Source organism: Vibrio ishigakensis, assembly GCF_024347675.1.
GTDB lineage: Bacteria > Pseudomonadota > Gammaproteobacteria > Enterobacterales > Vibrionaceae > Vibrio > Vibrio ishigakensis.
The window spans coordinates 1,549,931-1,569,514 of the sequence record NZ_AP024882.1; the positions used below are offsets into that span (position 1 = coordinate 1,549,931).

The 19,584-nt window shown below is 45.2% G+C and carries 20 protein-coding genes and 1 pseudogene; 15 read left to right on the plus strand and 6 right to left on the minus strand.

The genetic code is table 11. From position 1 onward, the window contains the following. Nucleotides 1-38: 38 nt before the first annotated feature. Nucleotides 39-650, minus strand: coding sequence for a glutathione S-transferase family protein (locus Pcarn_RS20945; protein WP_261836264.1), 612 nt, complete (start codon nt 648-650; stop codon nt 39-41). A gap of 270 nt (nt 651-920) precedes the next feature. Between Pcarn_RS20945 and Pcarn_RS20950 the strand changes: the two genes are divergently transcribed. From Pcarn_RS20950 to Pcarn_RS21010, 14 genes and pseudogenes are all read left to right on the plus strand, one after another. Next, on the plus strand, nt 921-2,144 hold the full coding sequence (locus Pcarn_RS20950) for an imelysin family protein (protein ID WP_261837332.1): 1,224 nt from the start codon (nt 921-923) through the stop codon (nt 2,142-2,144). 60 nt (nt 2,145-2,204) lie between these two features. Continuing rightward, nucleotides 2,205-3,593 carry a di-heme oxidoreductase family protein gene (locus tag Pcarn_RS20955; protein WP_261836265.1) on the plus strand — a complete coding sequence of 463 codons (1,389 nt, stop codon included), beginning with the start codon at nt 2,205-2,207 and terminating at the stop codon, nt 3,591-3,593. Between the two features lie 11 nt (nt 3,594-3,604). After that, complete coding sequence (locus tag Pcarn_RS20960; protein ID WP_261836266.1) at nt 3,605-4,624, plus strand: imelysin family protein; 1,020 nt, start codon at nt 3,605-3,607, stop codon at nt 4,622-4,624. After that, on the plus strand, nt 4,614-5,699 hold the full coding sequence (locus Pcarn_RS20965; protein ID WP_261836267.1) for a DUF1513 domain-containing protein: 1,086 nt from the start codon (nt 4,614-4,616) through the stop codon (nt 5,697-5,699). The genes Pcarn_RS20960 and Pcarn_RS20965 overlap by 11 nt, the downstream gene beginning before the upstream one ends. A gap of 124 nt (nt 5,700-5,823) precedes the next feature. Further along, on the plus strand, nt 5,824-6,825 hold the full coding sequence (locus Pcarn_RS20970; protein WP_261836268.1) for a DUF4382 domain-containing protein: 1,002 nt from the start codon (nt 5,824-5,826) through the stop codon (nt 6,823-6,825). Between the two features lie 215 nt (nt 6,826-7,040). Continuing rightward, entirely contained in the window at nt 7,041-8,369 is a 1,329-nt protein-coding gene (locus tag Pcarn_RS20975; protein WP_261836269.1) for a pilus assembly protein TadG-related protein, read from the plus strand. A gap of 3 nt (nt 8,370-8,372) precedes the next feature. Beyond that, nucleotides 8,373-8,822 carry a TadE/TadG family type IV pilus assembly protein gene (locus Pcarn_RS20980; protein ID WP_261836270.1) on the plus strand — a complete coding sequence of 150 codons (450 nt, stop codon included), beginning with the start codon at nt 8,373-8,375 and terminating at the stop codon, nt 8,820-8,822. Nucleotides 8,823-9,101: 279 nt separating this feature from the next. After that, entirely contained in the window at nt 9,102-10,328 is a 1,227-nt protein-coding gene (locus Pcarn_RS20985) for a TadE/TadG family type IV pilus assembly protein (protein WP_261836271.1), read from the plus strand. Beyond that, a complete protein-coding gene (locus Pcarn_RS20990) occupies nt 10,303-10,773 on the plus strand; it encodes a TadE/TadG family type IV pilus assembly protein (protein ID WP_261836272.1) in 471 nt (156 codons plus the stop codon). The genes Pcarn_RS20985 and Pcarn_RS20990 overlap by 26 nt, the downstream gene beginning before the upstream one ends. Beyond that, entirely contained in the window at nt 10,770-11,291 is a 522-nt protein-coding gene (locus tag Pcarn_RS20995; protein WP_261836273.1) for a TadE/TadG family type IV pilus assembly protein, read from the plus strand. Before Pcarn_RS20990 ends, Pcarn_RS20995 begins: the two co-directional genes overlap by 4 nt. 183 nt (nt 11,292-11,474) lie before the next feature. Then, nucleotides 11,475-11,597 (plus strand): annotated as a pseudogene (locus Pcarn_RS22185) (pilus assembly protein); the annotation flags it as partial. Further along, nucleotides 11,598-12,716, plus strand: a complete 1,119-nt coding sequence (locus Pcarn_RS21000) for a hypothetical protein (protein ID WP_261836274.1) — start codon at nt 11,598-11,600, stop codon at nt 12,714-12,716. A 1-nt stretch (nt 12,717) separates the two neighbouring features. Beyond that, entirely contained in the window at nt 12,718-13,161 is a 444-nt protein-coding gene (locus tag Pcarn_RS21005; RefSeq protein WP_261836275.1) for a TadE/TadG family type IV pilus assembly protein, read from the plus strand. Next, a complete protein-coding gene (locus tag Pcarn_RS21010) occupies nt 13,158-13,691 on the plus strand; it encodes a TadE/TadG family type IV pilus assembly protein (RefSeq protein ID WP_261836276.1) in 534 nt (177 codons plus the stop codon). The genes Pcarn_RS21005 and Pcarn_RS21010 overlap by 4 nt, the downstream gene beginning before the upstream one ends. A 69-nt stretch (nt 13,692-13,760) precedes the next feature. On the opposite strand, the gene Pcarn_RS21015 is transcribed toward Pcarn_RS21010, so the two are convergent. Further along, a complete protein-coding gene (locus Pcarn_RS21015) occupies nt 13,761-14,012 on the minus strand; it encodes a hypothetical protein (protein ID WP_261836277.1) in 252 nt (83 codons plus the stop codon). A gap of 278 nt (nt 14,013-14,290) precedes the next feature. Here Pcarn_RS21015 and Pcarn_RS21020 point away from each other — a divergent pair, with 278 nt between their 5' ends. Further along, the gene (locus Pcarn_RS21020; RefSeq protein WP_261836278.1) at nt 14,291-14,533 is read left to right on the plus strand and encodes a hypothetical protein; all 243 of its coding nucleotides are present in this window, start codon (nt 14,291-14,293) and stop codon (nt 14,531-14,533) included. Nucleotides 14,534-14,588: 55 nt separating this feature from the next. On the opposite strand, the gene Pcarn_RS21025 is transcribed toward Pcarn_RS21020, so the two are convergent. From Pcarn_RS21025 to Pcarn_RS21040, 4 genes are all read right to left on the minus strand, one after another. Further along, the gene (locus Pcarn_RS21025; protein WP_261836279.1) at nt 14,589-16,322 is read right to left on the minus strand and encodes an ABC transporter permease subunit; all 1,734 of its coding nucleotides are present in this window, start codon (nt 16,320-16,322) and stop codon (nt 14,589-14,591) included. A gap of 154 nt (nt 16,323-16,476) precedes the next feature. Further along, the gene (locus Pcarn_RS21030; protein WP_261836280.1) at nt 16,477-17,982 is read right to left on the minus strand and encodes an ABC transporter substrate-binding protein; all 1,506 of its coding nucleotides are present in this window, start codon (nt 17,980-17,982) and stop codon (nt 16,477-16,479) included. Between the two features lie 12 nt (nt 17,983-17,994). Continuing rightward, nucleotides 17,995-18,801, minus strand: a complete 807-nt coding sequence (locus Pcarn_RS21035; RefSeq protein ID WP_261836281.1) for an ABC transporter ATP-binding protein — start codon at nt 18,799-18,801, stop codon at nt 17,995-17,997. 7 nt (nt 18,802-18,808) lie between these two features. Further along, nucleotides 18,809-19,573, minus strand: a complete 765-nt coding sequence (locus Pcarn_RS21040; protein ID WP_261836282.1) for an ABC transporter ATP-binding protein — start codon at nt 19,571-19,573, stop codon at nt 18,809-18,811. Between the last annotated feature and the right edge of the window lie 11 nt (nt 19,574-19,584).

A 19,584-nucleotide genomic window follows, 5' to 3' on the forward strand; every position in this document is an offset into this window, starting at 1 on the left:
TTCGCCTTAAACCGTTCAATTGCCGCTAAGTGTAACCTCTATTGAAACTCAGGCATAGCCGCGAGTTTCCCATGCCAAGCTGCAATGTTTGGATACTCGGTTTCTACTTCGACTTTAAGTGCCATTTTCATTACGTTGATGAACAAGAAACCGGTGATATCGACAATAGTTAATCTTGAACCAACAACAAATGCACTTTCACCTAAACGGTTTTCCAGTTTGGTTAAAAAAGCTATCGCACGAGACTTAGCTTCCTCACCCCACTCACTCACGCAGTTTTCTCTATCTGCATAAAAACCTGATATATTGCGAAACCCTTGAAATGCCATCAACAGACCTTGCAACTCAACTACACGATGCCACATCTCTACTTGAGCCTGCTCAAGAGCACCCTCACCAAACAAAGCCTTATCATTCTGAACTGTCGCATCAAGATAGCGACAAACAGCAACCGATTCACTAATGCAGGTGCCATCGTCGAGCTCTAACATTGGCACTGTCCCGCTGGGATTCCTCTTCTGAAAATCTTCAGCTAGATTATCACCGCCTTTAAGGTCGAGTTGAACGCGCTCTACATCGCTACCGATCAACTTTAAGAAAATACCCACACGACGGCTACTTGGGGTTGGTGCCGCTTCGTATAGTTTCATGACTCACTCCTTGATGATTAACTAACAGTTCAACTGTATCAGTAAGTTAGGTTAATACCACTCTCAAAATCACAAGTTAAGAGCTAGCGCACTTATATCACTTTGATTACAAATGCGACCATTGAGTGATAACAATAAAAAATATTTTGTTACATCTTGCATTATTTTACCGAACGCTTAGACTACGCAACTGCAAATGATAATTACACGCATTTACAAATTAACCAACTCAAGGAAGAAATAATGCAGCGTCTACCCCTTGTTATTGCGATGTCACTCGCATCAGCATCCGCACTTGCACAAACAAAAGTTACCCAAGATCAAGTCGTAGAACACTACGCTGATATCGCACATGCGGTTTACCAAGACTCGCGCATCACAGCGGAAGAACTCCAGAAAAAAATCGATGCACTCGTTGCTGCTCCATCTGACCAAACGCTAAACGATGCCAAACAGGCTTGGCTGCATGCTCGCGTTTTCTACCAACAATCTGAAGTATTTCGATTTGGTAACCCTGTAGTTGATGATTGGGAAGGACAACTCAATGCATGGCCTCTAGACGAAGGTCTGATTGACTATGTAGCCGCTGATTATCAACATGAGCTTGGTAACGAAGGGGCCGTGGCAAACATCGTTGCGAACACCGAAATTCAAGTAGGTAACCAAAAAGTAGATACAAGTAAGATCACCCCAGAGCTGATTGCTGATCTGAACGAAATTGGTGGTTCAGAGGCGAATGTGGGAACGGGCTACCATGCCATTGAATTCCTACTTTGGGGCCAAGATTTAAACGGCACAAATGCCGGTGCCGGTCAGCGTCCTTATACTGATTTCGTTGTTGGTGATGCTTGCACAAATGATAACTGTGACCGTCGTATCGAGTACATCCAAGCTGCCGCTCAGTTACTGGTAAACGACCTCGAGTGGATGGAAAAACAATGGTCTTCCGACACATCTAATAACTACCGCCAAACCTTCTTAGCGGATTCAAGCACAAATGGCATGCGTAAAATGCTGTTTGGTATGGGCTCTCTTTCTCTAGGTGAACTGGCTGGCGAGCGTATGAAGGTTGCTCTTGAGGCGGGCTCAACAGAAGATGAGCACGATTGTTTCTCTGATAACACCCACAACTCACACTATTATAACGAGCAAGGTATCTACAACGTATATACCGGCCTATACAAGCGTGAGGATGGCACCCTACTTCAAGGCCCAAGCCTGCACGATTTGGTTGCACAATCCGACAAAGATTCTGCCTTCGAAATCCAAAAGCAATTTGATGTTACTCGCTACGAAGTACGCCAACTTGTTTACTCAGCCGAAAAACAAGGCGTTTACTTTGACCAGTTGATTGCAACCGGCAACACAGAAGGCAACGAGCTAGTAAACAGCTCTATCGATGCGTTGGTAGCTCAGACTGGTGCTATTGAACGTACCGCGAGTATCGTAGGTATCGATTCACTAAACCCTGATACAGCCGACCACGAATTCTAATTTGTCTCTATCTATTAAGGGCTCCCAGCGAGCCCTTTTGTCGTTTGAATGGAACTCAGCATGAAACTAGCTCGCCACACCTTACTTTGCGCAACCCTAGGCGCAACCTTCTTTGCGCATGCCTACGATACTCGCTCCGGCGGTGCCACCACGGTAAAACAGCAAGGGGCCAATGCCTACTCTCTTCCCGCAGCTAACCTGCCTATGACCAGTCGCTTAGACTTTAGTGTCGGTAATAGTTTCTTCAGAAACCCTTGGGTAGAAGCCCCTGCTAGTACAGATGCAAGAGATGGTTTGGGTCCGCTATTCAACACTAACGGCTGTCAAAACTGCCACATCAAGGATGGTCGTGGCCACCCGCCTGAGCTAAATGACCGCAACGCTGTTTCAATGCTAGTAAGACTCTCTGTTCCAGCCAAAACAGAAGACGAAAAAGCTCGACTGATCACAGATGGCAATATTCCTGACCCAACGTATGGCGGGCAACTACAAGACTTCTCAACCACAGGTGCCAAACCTGAAGGTCAAATTAAGATCACCTATACCACCCATGTAGAAACATTCTCTGATGGGCATACCGTAGAGTTAAGAAAACCTAAGCTTGAAATAGTCGACCTCGCTTACGGCCCAATGGCTAAAGACATACAAATGTCAGCCCGCGTAGCACCACCAATGATCGGATTAGGCTTGTTAGAGGCTATTCCTGAAGAAACAATCCTCACTTGGGCCAAGCAACAAGCCTCTATCGATGATGGAATCTCAGGTCGTGCTAATCAGGTTTGGAGTGTAGAAACCCAGCAAACAACAGTTGGGCGCTTTGGCTGGAAAGCGGGTCAACCGACACTTAACCAACAAAATGCTGCAGCCTTTAATGGGGATGTTGGTTTGACAACCTCACTGTTTACCGCAGAAAACTGCAGTCAAAACCAAAGCATCTGTAACGAACTTCCTAATGGTGGTAAGCCAGAGGTTAGCGATAAGATCCTTGGGTTCGTGGAGTTCTACACACAGCACCTAGCTGTCCCCCAAAGGCGTAATGTTGACGATCCTCAAGTCGTCAAAGGTCAACAACTCTTTGCAAATTCTGGTTGTGAATCATGCCATAAAGTAGACGTCACCACGGCTAAAGTTGACGATAAACCTGCACTTTCCGAACAGATAATTCACCCTTACACGGATTTACTCTTGCATGATATGGGAGAAGGTCTTGCTGACAATCGCGGTGAATTTATTGCCAACGGACAAGAGTGGCGCACTCCTCCTCTATGGGGCATAGGTTACACCGAGGAAGTAAATGGACATACCTACTTCCTACATGATGGCCGTGCTCGAAACCTAATGGAAGCTGTGCTGTGGCATGGCGGCGAAGCAGAAAACAGCAAACAAACCGTTCTTAAATTCAACAAACAAGAGCGTGATGCACTGATTGCTTTCCTGCAGTCGCTATAGGGATACAAAACATGAATAAAAGCCTCATTGCTATGTTTACCATAGCGGCCTTAAGTGGGTGCTCTAGCCCACAAACAGAACAAGCTGACAAAACAGCACCAGTAACTGCCGAGAAAACACAGCACCCAAGTCAGGGTGTATATGAGCTCTACTTTACCAATGCAACCAAGTTCGAAAACAGTGCTCAACTGCTAAGCCAACAGATTACAAACAAGTGCCTTTCAGACCCTCAAGAAGCCAAAGCTCAATGGTCTGAGACGATGCAAACCTGGATGTACCTGCAAGGCGGAAACATCAACGTCCCGCAGGCAGATGCCTTGACTTGGAAAGTACAATTTTGGCCAGATAAGAAAGACACTACGGGTCGACAGTTAAAGTCTGTACTCAGCACTAATCCAGATATCGGCCTTCCGGATTTAAAGAACCAAAGCGCCACCCTACAGGGTTTAACTGCGCTCGAATGGCTTCTATATGAGCCACAGTTGGACCAAGACCGTTGCTCCCTAGCAACCACAGTTTCCGCCAGTTTAGTCGACACATCAGTTAGCTATAAACAGAGTTTGCTTACCAACCCGTGGAAAGGGCTAAGCCAAGCACAGTGGGAAAAACAATACCTGAGTCTGGTTAGCGATAAACTCGATAGAATGAGTAAGAAATTGTCACTGCCACTAGCAAATTTAGGTAACCCAAGGCCTTATTTTGCAGAATCTTGGCGCTCACAGGTCTCTTATCAAAACCTTTACTCTAATCTAGTCGCGTTAGATGAGTTACTGCACGCTGAAAACGGTTTAATGACTCTACTTGAGGCCAAAGATCCTAGGTTATCGACTTTAATCGCATCGACCTTGTCAGACACAATTGCCACATGGCCAAAAGAGGACTCCCTGTTTGAAAGCATACAAACCAAACAAGGGTATAAATTGGCTCTGTCCCAGCTAAACAAGATTGATCAGTTAAAGTACCTCATCAATGAACAGGCGGCACAAGAGCTCGGTATAGTAGTAGGGTTTAATTCCACAGATGGCGACTAACCTACACAGTAGACGTGAGTTCCTGCAACTAAGTGCTTTAACCGGTATCGCCCTTGTTACCGGTTGTGCTTCATCAGGACCAAAACCTACCACCAGCTCGAAACTTGTAGGCTGCGCCACTGACGGTAAAGGTAACTATATGCTTGCTGCTACCAATATCAGTGGCGAGCTTCTTTACACCCATCCGCTAGCCTCACGAGGACATTCAGTAGCACATAGCCAGAAAACAAATCACATTGGCGTCTTTGCGCGCAGACCCGGTTACTATCTCGATATCCTAGACGCAGATTCAGGTGCACAACTACAAAGTTTGGAACCACCGAAAGACCGCTTTTTCTATGGTCATGGTGTATATGACAACGACAGTTCACTTCTGTATACAACCGAGGGAGTGACTGACACTTGCGAGGGCGTAATTGGTATCTATGATGCTTCAAACAAGTATCGACGTATTGGTGAGTGGACAGGCTTTGGTATTGGCCCTCATCAAATAGCTCAGTTATCTACAGGGGTTCTAGTAATCGCGGTTGGCGGAATCCAGACTCATGGACGAGACAAAATAAATCTCAGCTCGATGAAACCACAAATAGCCTACCTAGATCCTCAATCAGGGAAGGTTTTACAGACCGTGTCACTCTCAGATCACCAATTATCTATTCGCCATTTAGCTGTAGATGATAAAGACGAGGTGTTCTTTGCTCAGCAATTACAAAGAGAAGCAATTGAAACACACCCTCAACTAATAATGAGGCATAAGTTGGGTAATCAAGAAGCTAAACAGCTTCTAATTTCAAATAGATTGCACAACAAAATTGACTATATCGGTAGCATTGGGGTGACTAAAAAAACGGTGGTTGCCAGTGCGCCTCGTGCCAATCTATTGCTTGTTTTTGATAAGGCTAGTGGTCAACAGATAACAAGCCTAAATCAGCGTGAAGCCTGTGGTATTGCGACGACTAATAGCGGTTTTTACACTAATAATTATTTGGGTCAGATCATCTCTACTAATCGCGATAAAGTGTCTATTTACAACGGTCCGGCGCTCGTTTGGGATAACCACTGGTCTCATATATAACAATTAGAAACACGCTCTCACACACCGCTAACCCGTACATGACATGCCTTGTTCCTAGGCCTTTAGACTCTCCCGCATTATATGCAACTAAACTTAAAAACGAGCAGTGCAAAGGGACAACAAGATGAAACTGTTAAAATATTCAGTAATAAGCCTAGGGTTAGCCATAGCACTTACAGGTTGTGGTAGCGATAGTGACGGTGGCAATAGTACTACCGGTAAATTCAGCCTCGGGGTATCGGATGCTCCTATTGATGATGTTTCTTCGGTAACTGCGGTGTATAACCGCGCAGTATTACTCCCACAAGATGGTAGCGACCCTATTGAGCTTGACTTTACAACTGGTGATATAGACGAAAACGGCAATGTCAGTGTCGAGTTATTGGATTATCAAGGAGCAAGTATCGCTCCGCTTGTAACTGATGTAGAGGTACCTGCAGGTGACTATAAGCTTTGCTTGTTTGTACTGGACGGTGTTGAACAAGACGAGCGTTACTCACACGTAATAGAAGGCGAATTAGAAACCGGCCCACACTACCCTCTACAAGTTCAAGGTGACGGTGCTTGCCCACAAGGTGTAGGTAAAGAAGACGGTGCAGGCGTCCTTTACTTCAATAAAACCTTCAGTGTGAACAATGGTAATAATGACTTTGTGGCTGAGTTTGATTTACGTCGAGGATTGAAAGCACCCGTAGGCAACAAAGATTACTACACAATACAACGCACCTCTGTTCAGCTAATTAACGAAGTAGAATCTGGACACATCTCAGGTACAGTCGATGTTAACCTAGTATCAACCTGTGCAGGCGGAAACCCTGACGATGCGGTTAGTGCAGTGTATGTCTACTCTGGGACTGTTGCCCTAGAAAATATGAAAGGCTTCAACGATGAATTTGTAGACAATCAAGTAGCGCCTACCACATCAGCCAATGTAATCTTCGATCAAGATACTAACACCTACTCCTATGAGGTTGGGTTCCTTGGAGCAGGGATCTATTCCCTAGGTTACAGTTGTAATGCAGATGACGACGTTGAAAACAGCTTGGAAGATTTTCTGATATATCAGGCCCAACAAAATATTTCTGTCGTCAAAAACGAAACAACCGAAGCGAATTTTACAGAATAACTCTACATAGCTTGCCATAGGAGAGTGATCCTCGGCTCACTCTCCACCTAGTGGCCGTGTTACTACATGTCAACTTAACCTGCTTAACCTTCAAGCTAACTCTCAAAAACAGATACATATGAATCTAATGGAACCTCTACCCATAGATCGATTCGCTTCAGTCTGAGATAAACACTACAGTTTTATAGAAAAGAAATTCTAAACAAGGAGTGTTTATGCGATTTCTCCCCTCTCGCTCGCCAGCGAGCTACAAAAAACAATCAGGATTGATTGTTGTTTTTGCCACCCTAGCTATGTTTGTATTTTTGGCGATCGCTGGATTAGTTCTAGATACCGGTTATGCGTACTACAAAAAGAGACAGCTCCAAACTGCAGCGGATGCGGCCGCCCTTAATGGTGCTTACACGCTAATGGCTGGTGGCGAAAACAACGATATAAGAAAGAAAGCCAGAGCCTCGACTAAGTCACATGGATTTAGAAATGGGGATGATGATGTAGATGTCGACATGAACTGGCCTCCTACATACGGCCACTACATAGACAACACTTCGGCGGTTCAAGTTGAAGTTGAATACACCCACGATACCTTTTTCTTGGGAATTGTTGGCATGGACACTCTCACATACTCTGCCAACGCAACCGCGTTAGTTGGCGGTGAAGCAAACGAGAACTGCGTTTATGTATTGGGTGAAGATAATGTAGAAAAGATGTTCTATTTGAGCAGTAGCCCATCAAGCCTAATTGCCACATGTGGCATCGTTGCCAATCTAAAAGGCTCAAGTGGACTTTACATGGACAGTGATACGCATCTTGAGGCAACCACCATAGAAACTATGTCCAACAAACACAATCAGATAGAGGGCAAAGTAAAGTGTACTGGTACAGATAACTGCCTTGCTCAAATGTCTGCACCGGCTTCAGATCCCCTAGAAGGATTAGAACTACCCATGTCCACAGGTTCATGTTCCAGCACCAAGAAAATCACGGGTGGTTCAAAGAACAACCCTAAAAAGGTAACTGCCGGAGACTACTGCAAAGGACTGGAGCTAGATAGCGGGTACTTCGAAATGGACCCTGGCACCTACGTTATGGAAAATGGAGACTTCATTGTTTCCAACGGCGCCAACGTTTCTGGTGACGGTGTAACCGTTGTTTCCCATTGTAGCAGTGATTGCCAAAACCCTATTGGCGTTCAGTCAGGTTCAACCCTTGATCTAAGTGCGCCTAAATGTAGCTCTGGAGGGTGTGTCGGGACTGAAGGTATCTTGTTTTGGTCCGCGGGCGACAAAGAGACTAAACTCAACGACGATGAAAAACCGATAGTCACCTTCGAGAGTGGCAGTAATGTAACTCTTGATGGGGTGATATATGCTCCAAAACACAATATGGAATTTTCCAGTGGTTCGGTTGGTGGTTTGGATAGCAACGTTATCTTGATTAGTAAATACCTGACCCTTTCCAGTGGTTCTCAGGTGACATTAAACCGCCCAGCCGATGATATGAATCCCCTAAAGGGTAACTCTGGTGTAGCTTTGGTGGAGTAGATTATGAGTAGAAAAACTAACCAAACAGGCTTTGCCGCTGTAGAAACGGTTATCGTAACCCCTATCCTCATCCTACTGTTCGTAATTATCGTCGATTTTGGTAGGGTTATGTACTATTCCATCTCAACTGCTTCTGCGGCAAGAAATGCTGCTGCGATGGGCTCACGTGGCGCTACCTATGCTACAGATACAACCCTTCTAACCAACCTTGCACAAGAAGATGACTTTATTACAGATGCCGACAGTCCTATCTCGGTAACTGCAAATTCAGTCTGTGTTTGTGCCTCACCAGACAACTCAAACTATGATTGTGCTTTAAAAAGCTCATGCAGTGATGGGTTTGAAATGTATGTCGATGTGACTGTCACTAGGCAGTTCAGCACTATTATTGATTACCCAACAATCCCGTCTCCGCTCACTTTATCTGAAACGGCCACGTTAAGGGTTGAATAAAGGTCAATCGCTACGTGGGAGCGCAAGGGAGTGAATACAATTTTCTTTCAATTTGTATTCACCTCTTGAAAAAATATTCATGAGTCCTCCCAACTTCATGTATATTTTTAGTTACTTAGCACTCCATATTTTATAAATACGCCGTTCACTTAAATTTGTTAAATAGATCGACTTAAAATTAACAATTTTCTACATTGCTCCTCTACACTGACTATATGAATGTTAGAGATTTTTCTCATATTCAAACGTTTAAATTGATGACTAGCTGAAGAGGGATTTATGGGAGTTATCAAGACAGCACAACCTCTTGCAAGGAAGCAAGGGGGTCTTGTAGTCGTTCTGTTTACATTAAGTTTGCTTGTACTGATGGGCTTTGCTGCTTTAGCCATCGATATAAACCACATGATACTTAATAAGTCTCGTGTCCAGAATAGCGTCGATTCCGCAGCACTTTCAGCGTCTATAGCGCTAGAAAAAGGCGTTACAGTTGAAAAAGCTGCTGAAGCGGCCGTAGATACAATAAAGGCAATGGCTAAATCTGCCGGCAATGATGAGTTAGACCTTGACGTGATTGGACTGTCATCCAACTCAGTAGCCACCAAAGAATACAAATATCAATCAAATGATGGCACTTTGGTTACGGTTCAATTTAGCAACAACCCTATCACTTTCCCCGCTGTTAACGCTCTTAGCACCGCAGAAGATATCTATACGCGAGTATCTGTAGACGGGCACGGCTTGCAAAGCTTTTTAATCCAGGTTTTTGGCATCAATAAGTCTGTGAAAGCGAGTGCTGTTTCTGGGCGTAGTTCTGGCGTACAAAACAGCTCGAACCTTGCTCCTATTGGAGTATGCGAGCAAGGATCAACAAACTACGGATATGACATAGGGACTGAGTATCAATTAGCAGGTAAGACTTCAGGAAATAGTGGCGGAAATAGTAGCTGTAAAAACAAAAACAAGTGTGATGAAGAACCTAACTCAGGAGACATAGGTTCAGGCAATTACAACTATCTTAGATTGGATGGATATGGTAACGGAGCTGACGGACTTGGTGATGCACTTGGTGGCAAGGCTCCAGGAGAGTTTGCGGACGGTGAAACTGGCGTTTACTTCATCGACGGAACAGTAGATACAAAACCTGGTGTTAACAACGGTCCAGTTACTGGTTTCAATTCTCGCTGGAATCAAGAGGATGGATTCCCAGCACCTGACACAGATACTACTGCGACTAACTATTCCGAATATAACGGCAATGGGCGTCGTACTTTTGTAGTTCCCGTGGTTGACTGCTCAGGTAACACTAATGGTGCCAAGCCGGTGACTATTATGGGCTTTGCGTGCTTTTTCTTAACCCAAGAATACGACAAAAAGGACAAGATCATATACGGAGAGTTTTATAGTCAAGGATGTACTGTACCTAACGGCGGTGGCGGTCTGAACCCTACCGCTACTGGCCCTTACAAGATCCAACTATATCGTGATCTTGCTACAGGGGCTTCCTAACATGGACGGTTTTAAATCAAAGCAAAAAGGGATAGCCGCTGTTGAGATGCTATTCGTTCTTCCAGTTCTTCTTATTTTATTGGTTGGCATAGTAGAAATAAGTAGGATATTCATCCAATACACCACCCTGAATAAAGCGGTGCAAGCTGGCGCTCGATACGCGCTAGTCGATATTTATGGTTCTCAGCCTACGGGTTCATTAGCACCCGACTCGCAGATAAAGAACGTCGTAGTCTACGGCATCCGTACTACCGGAACTGAAGCGCAAAAGATCTTAAAGGGGTTTTCGTCATCTGATGTTTTAATTGACTCTTCCGATGCTGAGCACGTTATTGTTTCCGCGGTCTATTCATACACGCCTATCTTCTCCAAGATACCATTTACTAATACTTCTCTATCTATGGACTTAACAGCATCCGCGACGATGCGCAGGACAGGCTCATGAGTTCGAAAAAAACTAACAAACAACGTGGTCTAGCGGTAATAGAATTCACCATAGTAAGTTCGGTACTTTTATTATTACTATTTGGAATTATCGAGATTGGCCGTTTTTTATTTTCACTTCAAATGCTGAACGACATAACTCGAAAAGCAGCTCGATTAGCCACAGTTTGTTTTATAGTCGACGATTCAACGCTAAACACTAAAGACTTCGGTTCAACCTTCAACTCTCCTATCGACCTAAGCACTCTTACGTTGGATATTGATTATCTGAACGAGTCTGGCTCAGCCGTATCGAATCCTACTACAGAGTCTGGCTTCGGCAGTGTTAGGTATGTGAGAGCTCGAATTGCAGGCTTCAGCTATTCCTTTTCGACACTTGCGGGCTTATTTGGCACATTAACTAACATTGATGCTTTTGAGACCACACTCCCTTCTGAGAGTTTGGGAGTCTACAGGCCTTATCGGGCTGACAACGGGGAGTACCTAAATACTCCTAGCAATGTCGACTGTCAGGCATAGGACTTTAATGAGCAATCTTGTGTTACTCTTCGACTCAGCGAGCTAATACGTAACATCCACATCATCAAAAGTTAAATTAACACGACAAGTTCTGTACAAAAAACAATCGCCCGTGACCTTAGGCTATACTTTCTACTACGGGGGTTCCCCCTGATAGTTTGATAGCTGTTAAGAGAGGGAATTATGAGAGTTATCAATAGAAAATACCGCGGAGAAAGGAAGCAACGTGGGCTAGTCGTAATTCTATTTACTTTAAGTTTATTGGTTCTAATCGGGTTCGCTGCACTTGCCATTGATATCAACCACATGATTTTGAACAAATCACGCGTTCAAAACGGTGTAGATTCAGCGGCATTGTCTGCTTCTCTTGCGCTTGAGAATGGCGCTTCTGTATCACAAGCAGCCACAGCAGCTATTGATACCATTAAAGCGATGGCATCAGCCGCCGGTAACGATGAACTGGACTTAAATGTAGTTGGCGTCCAAGCAAATTCAGCAGCGACAAAAGAGTTCACTTTCCAATCAAGCGATGGCACATCCGTTATTGTGCAGTTCAGTAACAATCCTATTACCTTTCCTGCTGCTAGTGCACTTAGCACCTCTTTGGACATCTATACCCGTGTTGCAGTAGAGGGACACGGTTTGCAAAGTTTTCTTATTCAAGTATTCGGTTTAAGTAAATCAGTTAAAGCCAGTGCTGTAGCAGGCCGCAGTTCAGGCATTCAAAACAGTTCAAACATCGCTCCCGTCGGAATTTGTGAACAGGGGTCAACAACCTTCGGTTATGACGTCGGCACAGAATATCAGTTAGCCGGTAAAACAGAGGGTAACAGTGGTGGTACAGGTGAATGTAAGAACAAAAACAAATGCGAGCCAGAAGCACCAAACTCAGGTGATATTGGTTCAGGTAACTACAACTATTTAAGATTAGATGGCTACGGTAATGGTGCTGATGGTCTTGGTGACGCGATAGGTGGTAAAGCACCTGGCGAATTTTCCGATGGAGAAACAGGCGTTTATTTCATCGACGGTACAGTAGACACAAAACCGGGAGTGAACAACGGTCCTGTCACCGGTTTTAACTCAAGATGGAATGTGGAAGACGGGTTCCCCGATCCTGATACAGACACAACCTCTAAAACTTATGCGGAATATATCAATGCTGGAAACGGCAATGGTCGCAGAACCTTCGTTGTACCGGTGGTGGACTGCTCGGAGGGTACAAACGGTGCAAAACCTATCACTATCAAAGGCTTTGCTTGTTTTTTCTTAACTCAGCAATATGACAAACAAGAAAAAGTAATCTGGGGTGAGTTCTACACCAGCGGATGTACTGTACCTAGTGGTGGTGGCGGTCTAAACCCTACCGCAACGGGCCCCTACAAAATCCAACTCTACAGAGACTTAGCAACAGGAGCTTCGTAACATGGACAGTTCGAACTCAAAAGAAAGAGGCGTAGCAGCAGTTGAAATGCTGCTGGTACTACCGGTGCTATTAATTCTATTAGTCGGCATCGTTGAAATCAGTAGAATATTTATCCAATACACAACGTTAAACAAGGCAGTGCAAGCAGGCGCTAGGTACGCTTTGGTTGACATTTATGGCTCACAACCAGATGGCGCCCTTGCACCAGATTCTCAAATCAAAAACGTAGTGGTTTACGGTATGAGGTCTTCCGGCACTGAATCACAAAAGGTTCTTTCCGGAATATCCACTAGTGACGTTTCTGTTGATTCTTCTGACGCAGAGCATGTTACCGTTTCTGCAGTTTATTCTTATGTACCTATCTTTTCTAAGATTCCTTTTACTAACACCTCACTTTCCATGGACTTGACTGCGTCCGCGTCGATGCGTAGGACGGGCACATGACATTCATTAAAAAACGAAAAGAAGGTGGTCTAGCGATAATCGAGTTCACGATCGTGAGTACGGTGCTACTGTTGCTCCTATTCGGGATAATAGAAATAGGGAGATTCCTTTTCTCTCTACAAATGCTCAATGAGATAACGCGCAAAGCGGCAAGGCTGGCTACTGTCTGTTTCATCGTTGATGACAGTACACTCAACACCACAGATTTCGGTTCTACTTACAACTCGCCCATTGATCTGACTACCCTAACCTTGGACATTGATTACCTTGATGAAGCTGGCGGTTCGGTTTCTAGCCCAACTACCGAGTCTGGATTCGGAACTATTCGGTATGTAAGAGCTAGGATCTCGGGTTTCAGTTATTCATTTTCAGTGCTAGCAGGTTTATTCGGGACGCTCACTAATATTGACGCCTTTGAAACAACCCTACCTTCGGAAAGCTTGGGAGTGTACCGGCCCTATGTGAATGATTCAGGTACGCTATTAGATCCCCCTCCAAACGCAGTGTGCCAAACTTCGTCCACTCCATAACCAACAAAGAGCAACATGTGTTGCTCTTTTTTCATCTTAAGCGCTCGAATCGGTTAGGTTCCGTTAACTCTAATGATAACGATTTAGGTCTAATTCACACACAGTCCTGTCATTGCGAACCATATACATCTGACAGCCTTTGCGCTTAGTACCCTCGTAAAGGCTAATAGACATAAACCAGTTGCTCGAGTCGTCCCCTACTACAACTGAATTGCCCTCTAGCTGGGCGTAAGTGATCATAAGTTCTATACCGAAGAGATGCTTGGTGATTTGCATGGCAGTTTCAGATACCTGCCAATCGATTTGGTGCTCGTCCGACACTTGTTCTTCCTTAACAAGATCATGAAGGAACACCATTTTTTCAAATAGGCTTCCCATAGCGATGAACCATCCTTGTTCAGTGCATAGGGTAAGTATATGCGCTAGTGCGCATAATTATCCATAAACCACGTGAATATTTGATGCAAATGGCAAACTGACACTTAGTTCACGTTAATTACACGCGCTTACACTATGACCTTTATCAATTCTTTAACCCCAAAGCTGAGATACTATCTCGGGTAAAACTACAAATACCATTCTCTTTTGGAAGCACACAAATGCCTGAATTAACCACACACCAACTGCTCTCGGCGGTAAGCAAAGTGGAAAAGGTAAACCACATTAAGCTCGACAAGCTGACACAGATAATCTCTGATAACCCTCAGCAAGCGCTGGATACATTCACCGCACTTGTCGGTCTGGAGTCGATGGACGATAGATTCAAATACATCGTCAACTCTCAACCTCACTTACAAAGTGAGATGCCTCACCTACTTGAGACATCTGTACTCCTCGGCTAATTAAAAAAGTCCGCTAAGCGGACTTTTTCGTTTCTGGTTGTTTTCAGATTGTATATCAATCATCAAATAGCAGATTCACCGCAATCCCCAGCATTACTAGGCCTGCAATCGGTGCTATCACACCAAATGGCGAACGCTCGATATATGCTAGGTTTTCCGAAATCAACAAACCCCACTCCGGTTCTGGCGGCTTAACCCCAAGACCGATAAAGCTCAGAGAAGTCAAACTCAAGGTAATCACTGGCAGTTTTAACAGCGCATGACGTAGAAGCGGTGGCAAGACGTAGGGCAACAGATAGTAGCGATACATATTCCACGACTTCACGCCCCAGGTTGGAGCCAGATGCGTGTATGGCTGTGCCCTCGCCTCCAAAAGCAGGCTCGCACAGTGAGCGGCTAATGGAGCCCAAGAAGTCAGCACGATTGCAATCAAAGCGCTGTTAGGATTCATACCCGTCAAACCTGCTACCAAAAGGCCAGCGATGATATAAGGCACACCCTTAGTGATCTCGATAAGCCCCTGACTGTAACGAGTACAGAAACCTAGAATAACACCCACCACCAGACTCAAGAAGGTAGCCATAATGCCGCCCTTCAATGTGGTCAGCATACCCGCACCTACACGAGCAAAGAGGTCACGACCAATAGCATCTGAACCAAGTGGCGCTTCTAGACTCGGAGCAATCAAGCGACCAAACTGCGTTGTATAAGGGTCACGTAGCATTGCCCAAACGGTAAAGATGATCAAAAAAGCAAAGATGCCAATAGCGCTGTACAGTTTCGCTCTGCTTTTGGTAAAGCTGAACGATGAGTGACTACTGATAAGCTTGCCGCTACTTAGCATCTGGCCAAGCATCACCTTTTGAATAAGGATACTGGTGCTACTAATGAAGATAGAGAACCCCAACAATACCAGCAGGCCACCTTGTAAGATTGGTAGGTCTTGAGACTTAGCCGCACCCAGAATCATGCGCCCGATCCCTGGGATAGAAAAGATCAGCTCTACCGCAACCGCGCCACCGGTTAAGCCGATCATGATCATGGCGACTTGAGGGATGAGGTTACTGATTGCGCGCTTAAAGGCAAAACGGGTTATCTGAAAATAAGAAATATTGGCACTGAGCCAAGTCACCACCCAAGGTTCATTAAGAACGCGGCGCAAGCTATCGTTTAGCAATCGGCTAAGCAAACCTGTAGCCGGAATAGCAAGGGCGATACTTGGTAACCATAGGTCTTGCCAACCTTGCCAGCCGTATGGTGGTAACCACTCAAGCCAGATAGCAAATACCAGTATCAAGATCGAGGCTATCACGTACTCGGGCAATGCAACCAACACCGAGCTCAGGCTATTGTGCTGCATTGAAAGACGGCCTCTCTTCCAGTTCCATACCGTGTAGTAGAAACTTACCGTGGTAAACAGAACCGTTAGCACGATTGCACTGCTCATCAACAACAAAGACGTTGATGCAGTAGCACGAATGCCCTCTGCTACTGAGGTTCCATCAACCCAGGATGTGCCAAGGTCACCTTGCATTGCTGACGCTAACCAGTCCCACAGTCTCTCCCCTGTCGAACGGTCTAGTTGCAGTTCGTCTCGTACAGCTTGCAATGCTTCTGCCGTCATCAACTGTTGTTGACCAGAGCGAGCGCGCAATATGGTTTGTGTTGGATCAATACCAGCTAGATCTGGCATCAGACCTACTAATACAGCAACCACAAACAGGAAGAATATGCGCGAGATCCAAGGCATGAGCGAATCAAAACTCATACGCGAATTTGCAGCAGACATATAGCGTAGTTAACCTCAGCTTTGAGAAATAAAGTGAAATGAATCAGAAGTTTATAAACAAACTGCCAGATCAGCTAACGCCTCTCTGGCAGATAAACATATCAAGCTTAACAAGATGAGCTAGGAAACCTATTCCTAACTCTTCCATTTGTTTTTACTTAACCGCTGTTTGCTGGTCTACAAGACGACGCTCGCGTGGATCACGTTGTGCGTTCTCAACACGTAGACTCTCACCTTGGATTACACGCTCGTGCAATAGTGGGATTGCCGCGTAGTCATCTAGAATCGCTTTTTCAGCTTCGATGATTGCTTTCTGACGTGGCTCACCTAGTTGCTGGAGATCCGCGTGCTCTAGTGCTTTGTCTACAGACTCAGAGCAGAACTGACCTAGGTTAAAAGAACCCTTACAGCTAAAGTCACTTTGCATGTAAGCAACTGGGTCACCTGAATCTAGTACAGTTGCGCGAGACAGAATAAATGCATCGAACTTACCCGCTAGTGCATCGTTTTCGATCTGAGCATATTCACGGATGTCTAGCTCTACCTTAAAGCCAGCGGCTTCTAGCTGCTGCTTAAGAAGTGCTGCTACTTCTGGAAGTTCTGCACGGTCGGTAAAGGTACCAATAGTGATGGTTTCACCGTTCGCTTTTAGACTTGGATCAACCGGTGCAGCTTCACCACGGATAGGCGCAGCCCATGCTAGAGCTGGACCAAGTAGACCTTGTGCTTTGTCAGCGTGGCCTTCATAAACCATCTCGATGATCTGGTCACGATCAACCGCACTTGCCGCTACTTTACGAAGCTCAATGTTCTTAAATACCGGTGATTCACTGTTTAGATAAATAGTGTTTGTGCGTGGCATAGCGACTTCATGAAGAAGCTCAGAGTCTATGTTAGCTAGCTGAGAAACTGGTACAGCTTCAACGATGTCTGCTTTACCTGTACGAAGTGCGGCTGCACGTGCAAAACCATCTGGAACATATTCAGCTACAACTTTTTCAATCTTAGCCTTTTCACCCCAGTAATCATCAAAACGCTCTAGGTTTGCGCTAGTTGTGCCATTTATTTGAGTAAGAACGAATGGGCCTGTACCACGGCGCGTAGGAACTACACGACCATTATCTTGATAAGCCTCTGAAGAAAGAATCGCTAGTTGCGGGCTAGACAGGCGGCTTGGTAGCAATGGATCGTTAAAGGTTGTCTTGATTTGAACCTTGTTACCATCAACTTTGCTTACTTCCCAAGTAATGCCATCAAGGATACGAGGCTTAGGCGCAGCTTTTAGAGCGTGCTCTAGAGAGTTCACCACAGAATCAGCTGTGAGGGTCTCACCATCATGAAACTTCACGCCTTCACGAATAACGAACTGCCAAGTTAGGTCATCAACCTGCTCCCAACTCGTTGACAACATAGGTTCAGCTACCGATTGGTCGCTAAGGTTAACTAGCGTCTCAGCAGTGCTCCAACGAGATAGCTTAAACGCATCATCAGAAAGCGGAGATAGGCCAGTACGTGGCGGTTGCATCATAGCAACATGGATTTCAGTCGTTTGTGCTTCAGTAGCCGCTGCAGTCTCTTTTTCAGAGCCAGAATCGAAACAACCAGAAAGTGGAAGGATCAAAGCGATGGTTGCTGCGACTTTACTCATGTTAAAACGCATAGGAATTCTCTTTTAAGTGTTTGAATGTGTTGAATTTGAAAGTTGTTGTGCCTCAATCAGAGATTGAGTAGTAGCGTGCTGAGGGTTGCCCAATACCTTATCAAAGGTGCCATACTCGGCTAGGCGTCCCTTATCTAGCACTAGGACGTGGTCGCATAAGGTTTGCGCCGCGTCTAAATCGTGCGTAACCAAGATCAAACGCATACTGCGCTTGTCTTGAAGTTCTTCAAGTAGGTTTAGAACCTGCTTCCTGCTGATGGGATCAAGGCTACTGGTTGGTTCATCAGCAACAAGTACGCAAGGCTCAACCACTAACGCACGTGCAATCGCAACGCGCTGTGCTTGACCTGTAGAAAGTTGTTTTGGCTTGTAGTCAAGTAGCTTAAGGTCTAGACCTACAGCCTCCAAAGCTTCAGAGATACGTTTATCTTGATCCTCGTTTATACCCAAATTATTCATAGGCTCAACCAAGATCTGACGAACGGTGTAATAAGGATTCAGACTGGTATGTGGCTCTTGGGGAATAAGCTGAATATGCTTACACAGTTCCATCCTGTCTTTCACAGAAGAAGTAGACAGTGCCATTCCGCAGATATACACCTCTCCCAATGTTGGCTTTCTCAAGCCAAACAGAAGTTCAATCAAAGTAGATTTACCCGCACCTGATGGCCCCACAACTGCGAGATTTTCGGTGCCAATAGCTAGGTCTAAACCATGAAGTGCACGGAATGTTTCGCGCTTAGACCATCGCGATGCTGAGTAATGAACGCAAACACCCTCGAAGCGGATGTCGGCTGATAAGTCGTGTTGATGTGCCATGTTTTCTCTACCCGATCAGTTCACGAACTTGAGCGCAGAATCTATGCTCGCTCTCATGGATAGCTTGATGCGGCGTACCATAGGCAATCATCTCACCATCATCAATCACGACGAGCTTATCGCACGCCAGTGCCGCAGGCAGATCGTGCGTGATAAGTAGGCCACCAAGATTGCGCTCTTTAACACTGCTTCTAAACAAGCTGAGGATCTCGTTCTCTGTTACCGGGTCGAGAGCACTTGTGGGTTCATCGGCAATGATAAGTTGTGCAGTTCCAAGCAGAGCGATAGCAATACAGATACGCTGTCTTTGACCTCCAGAAAGTTGGCTTGGATAACAAGCGAGAGTTTTCTCTGGTTCATCGAAACCGAGTTTCAATAGAAGCTGGATCAAAGTTTCTAGCTCAGCATCTTTAAGACGAGTTCGGCTAGAGCTCAAAGCTAGACTGAGCTGCGCTTCAATAGTGGCTAACGGGTTGAGAGCCTGAAGAGCATCTTGAAAGATAACCGCTGGACGCTGCGCGGATTTTCTCTGTAAAAGAGATAGGCCAGCAACCTCTACACCGCCAAACTTGATACTTCCTGAAACGAAAACATCAGCAGGGACAAAACCCGCAATCGCTTTTGACAGCATAGATTTACCTATGCCTGAAGGCCCCATAATAGCTAAGGTTTCACCCTTCTCTAAGGTAAAGCTGATGTTCTGGAAGATAGTCTTACTGTCATCACCAATCTTTAGGTTGGAGACTTCAAGCAAAGGAGCGTTTGGTTTCATTTCTAACTATG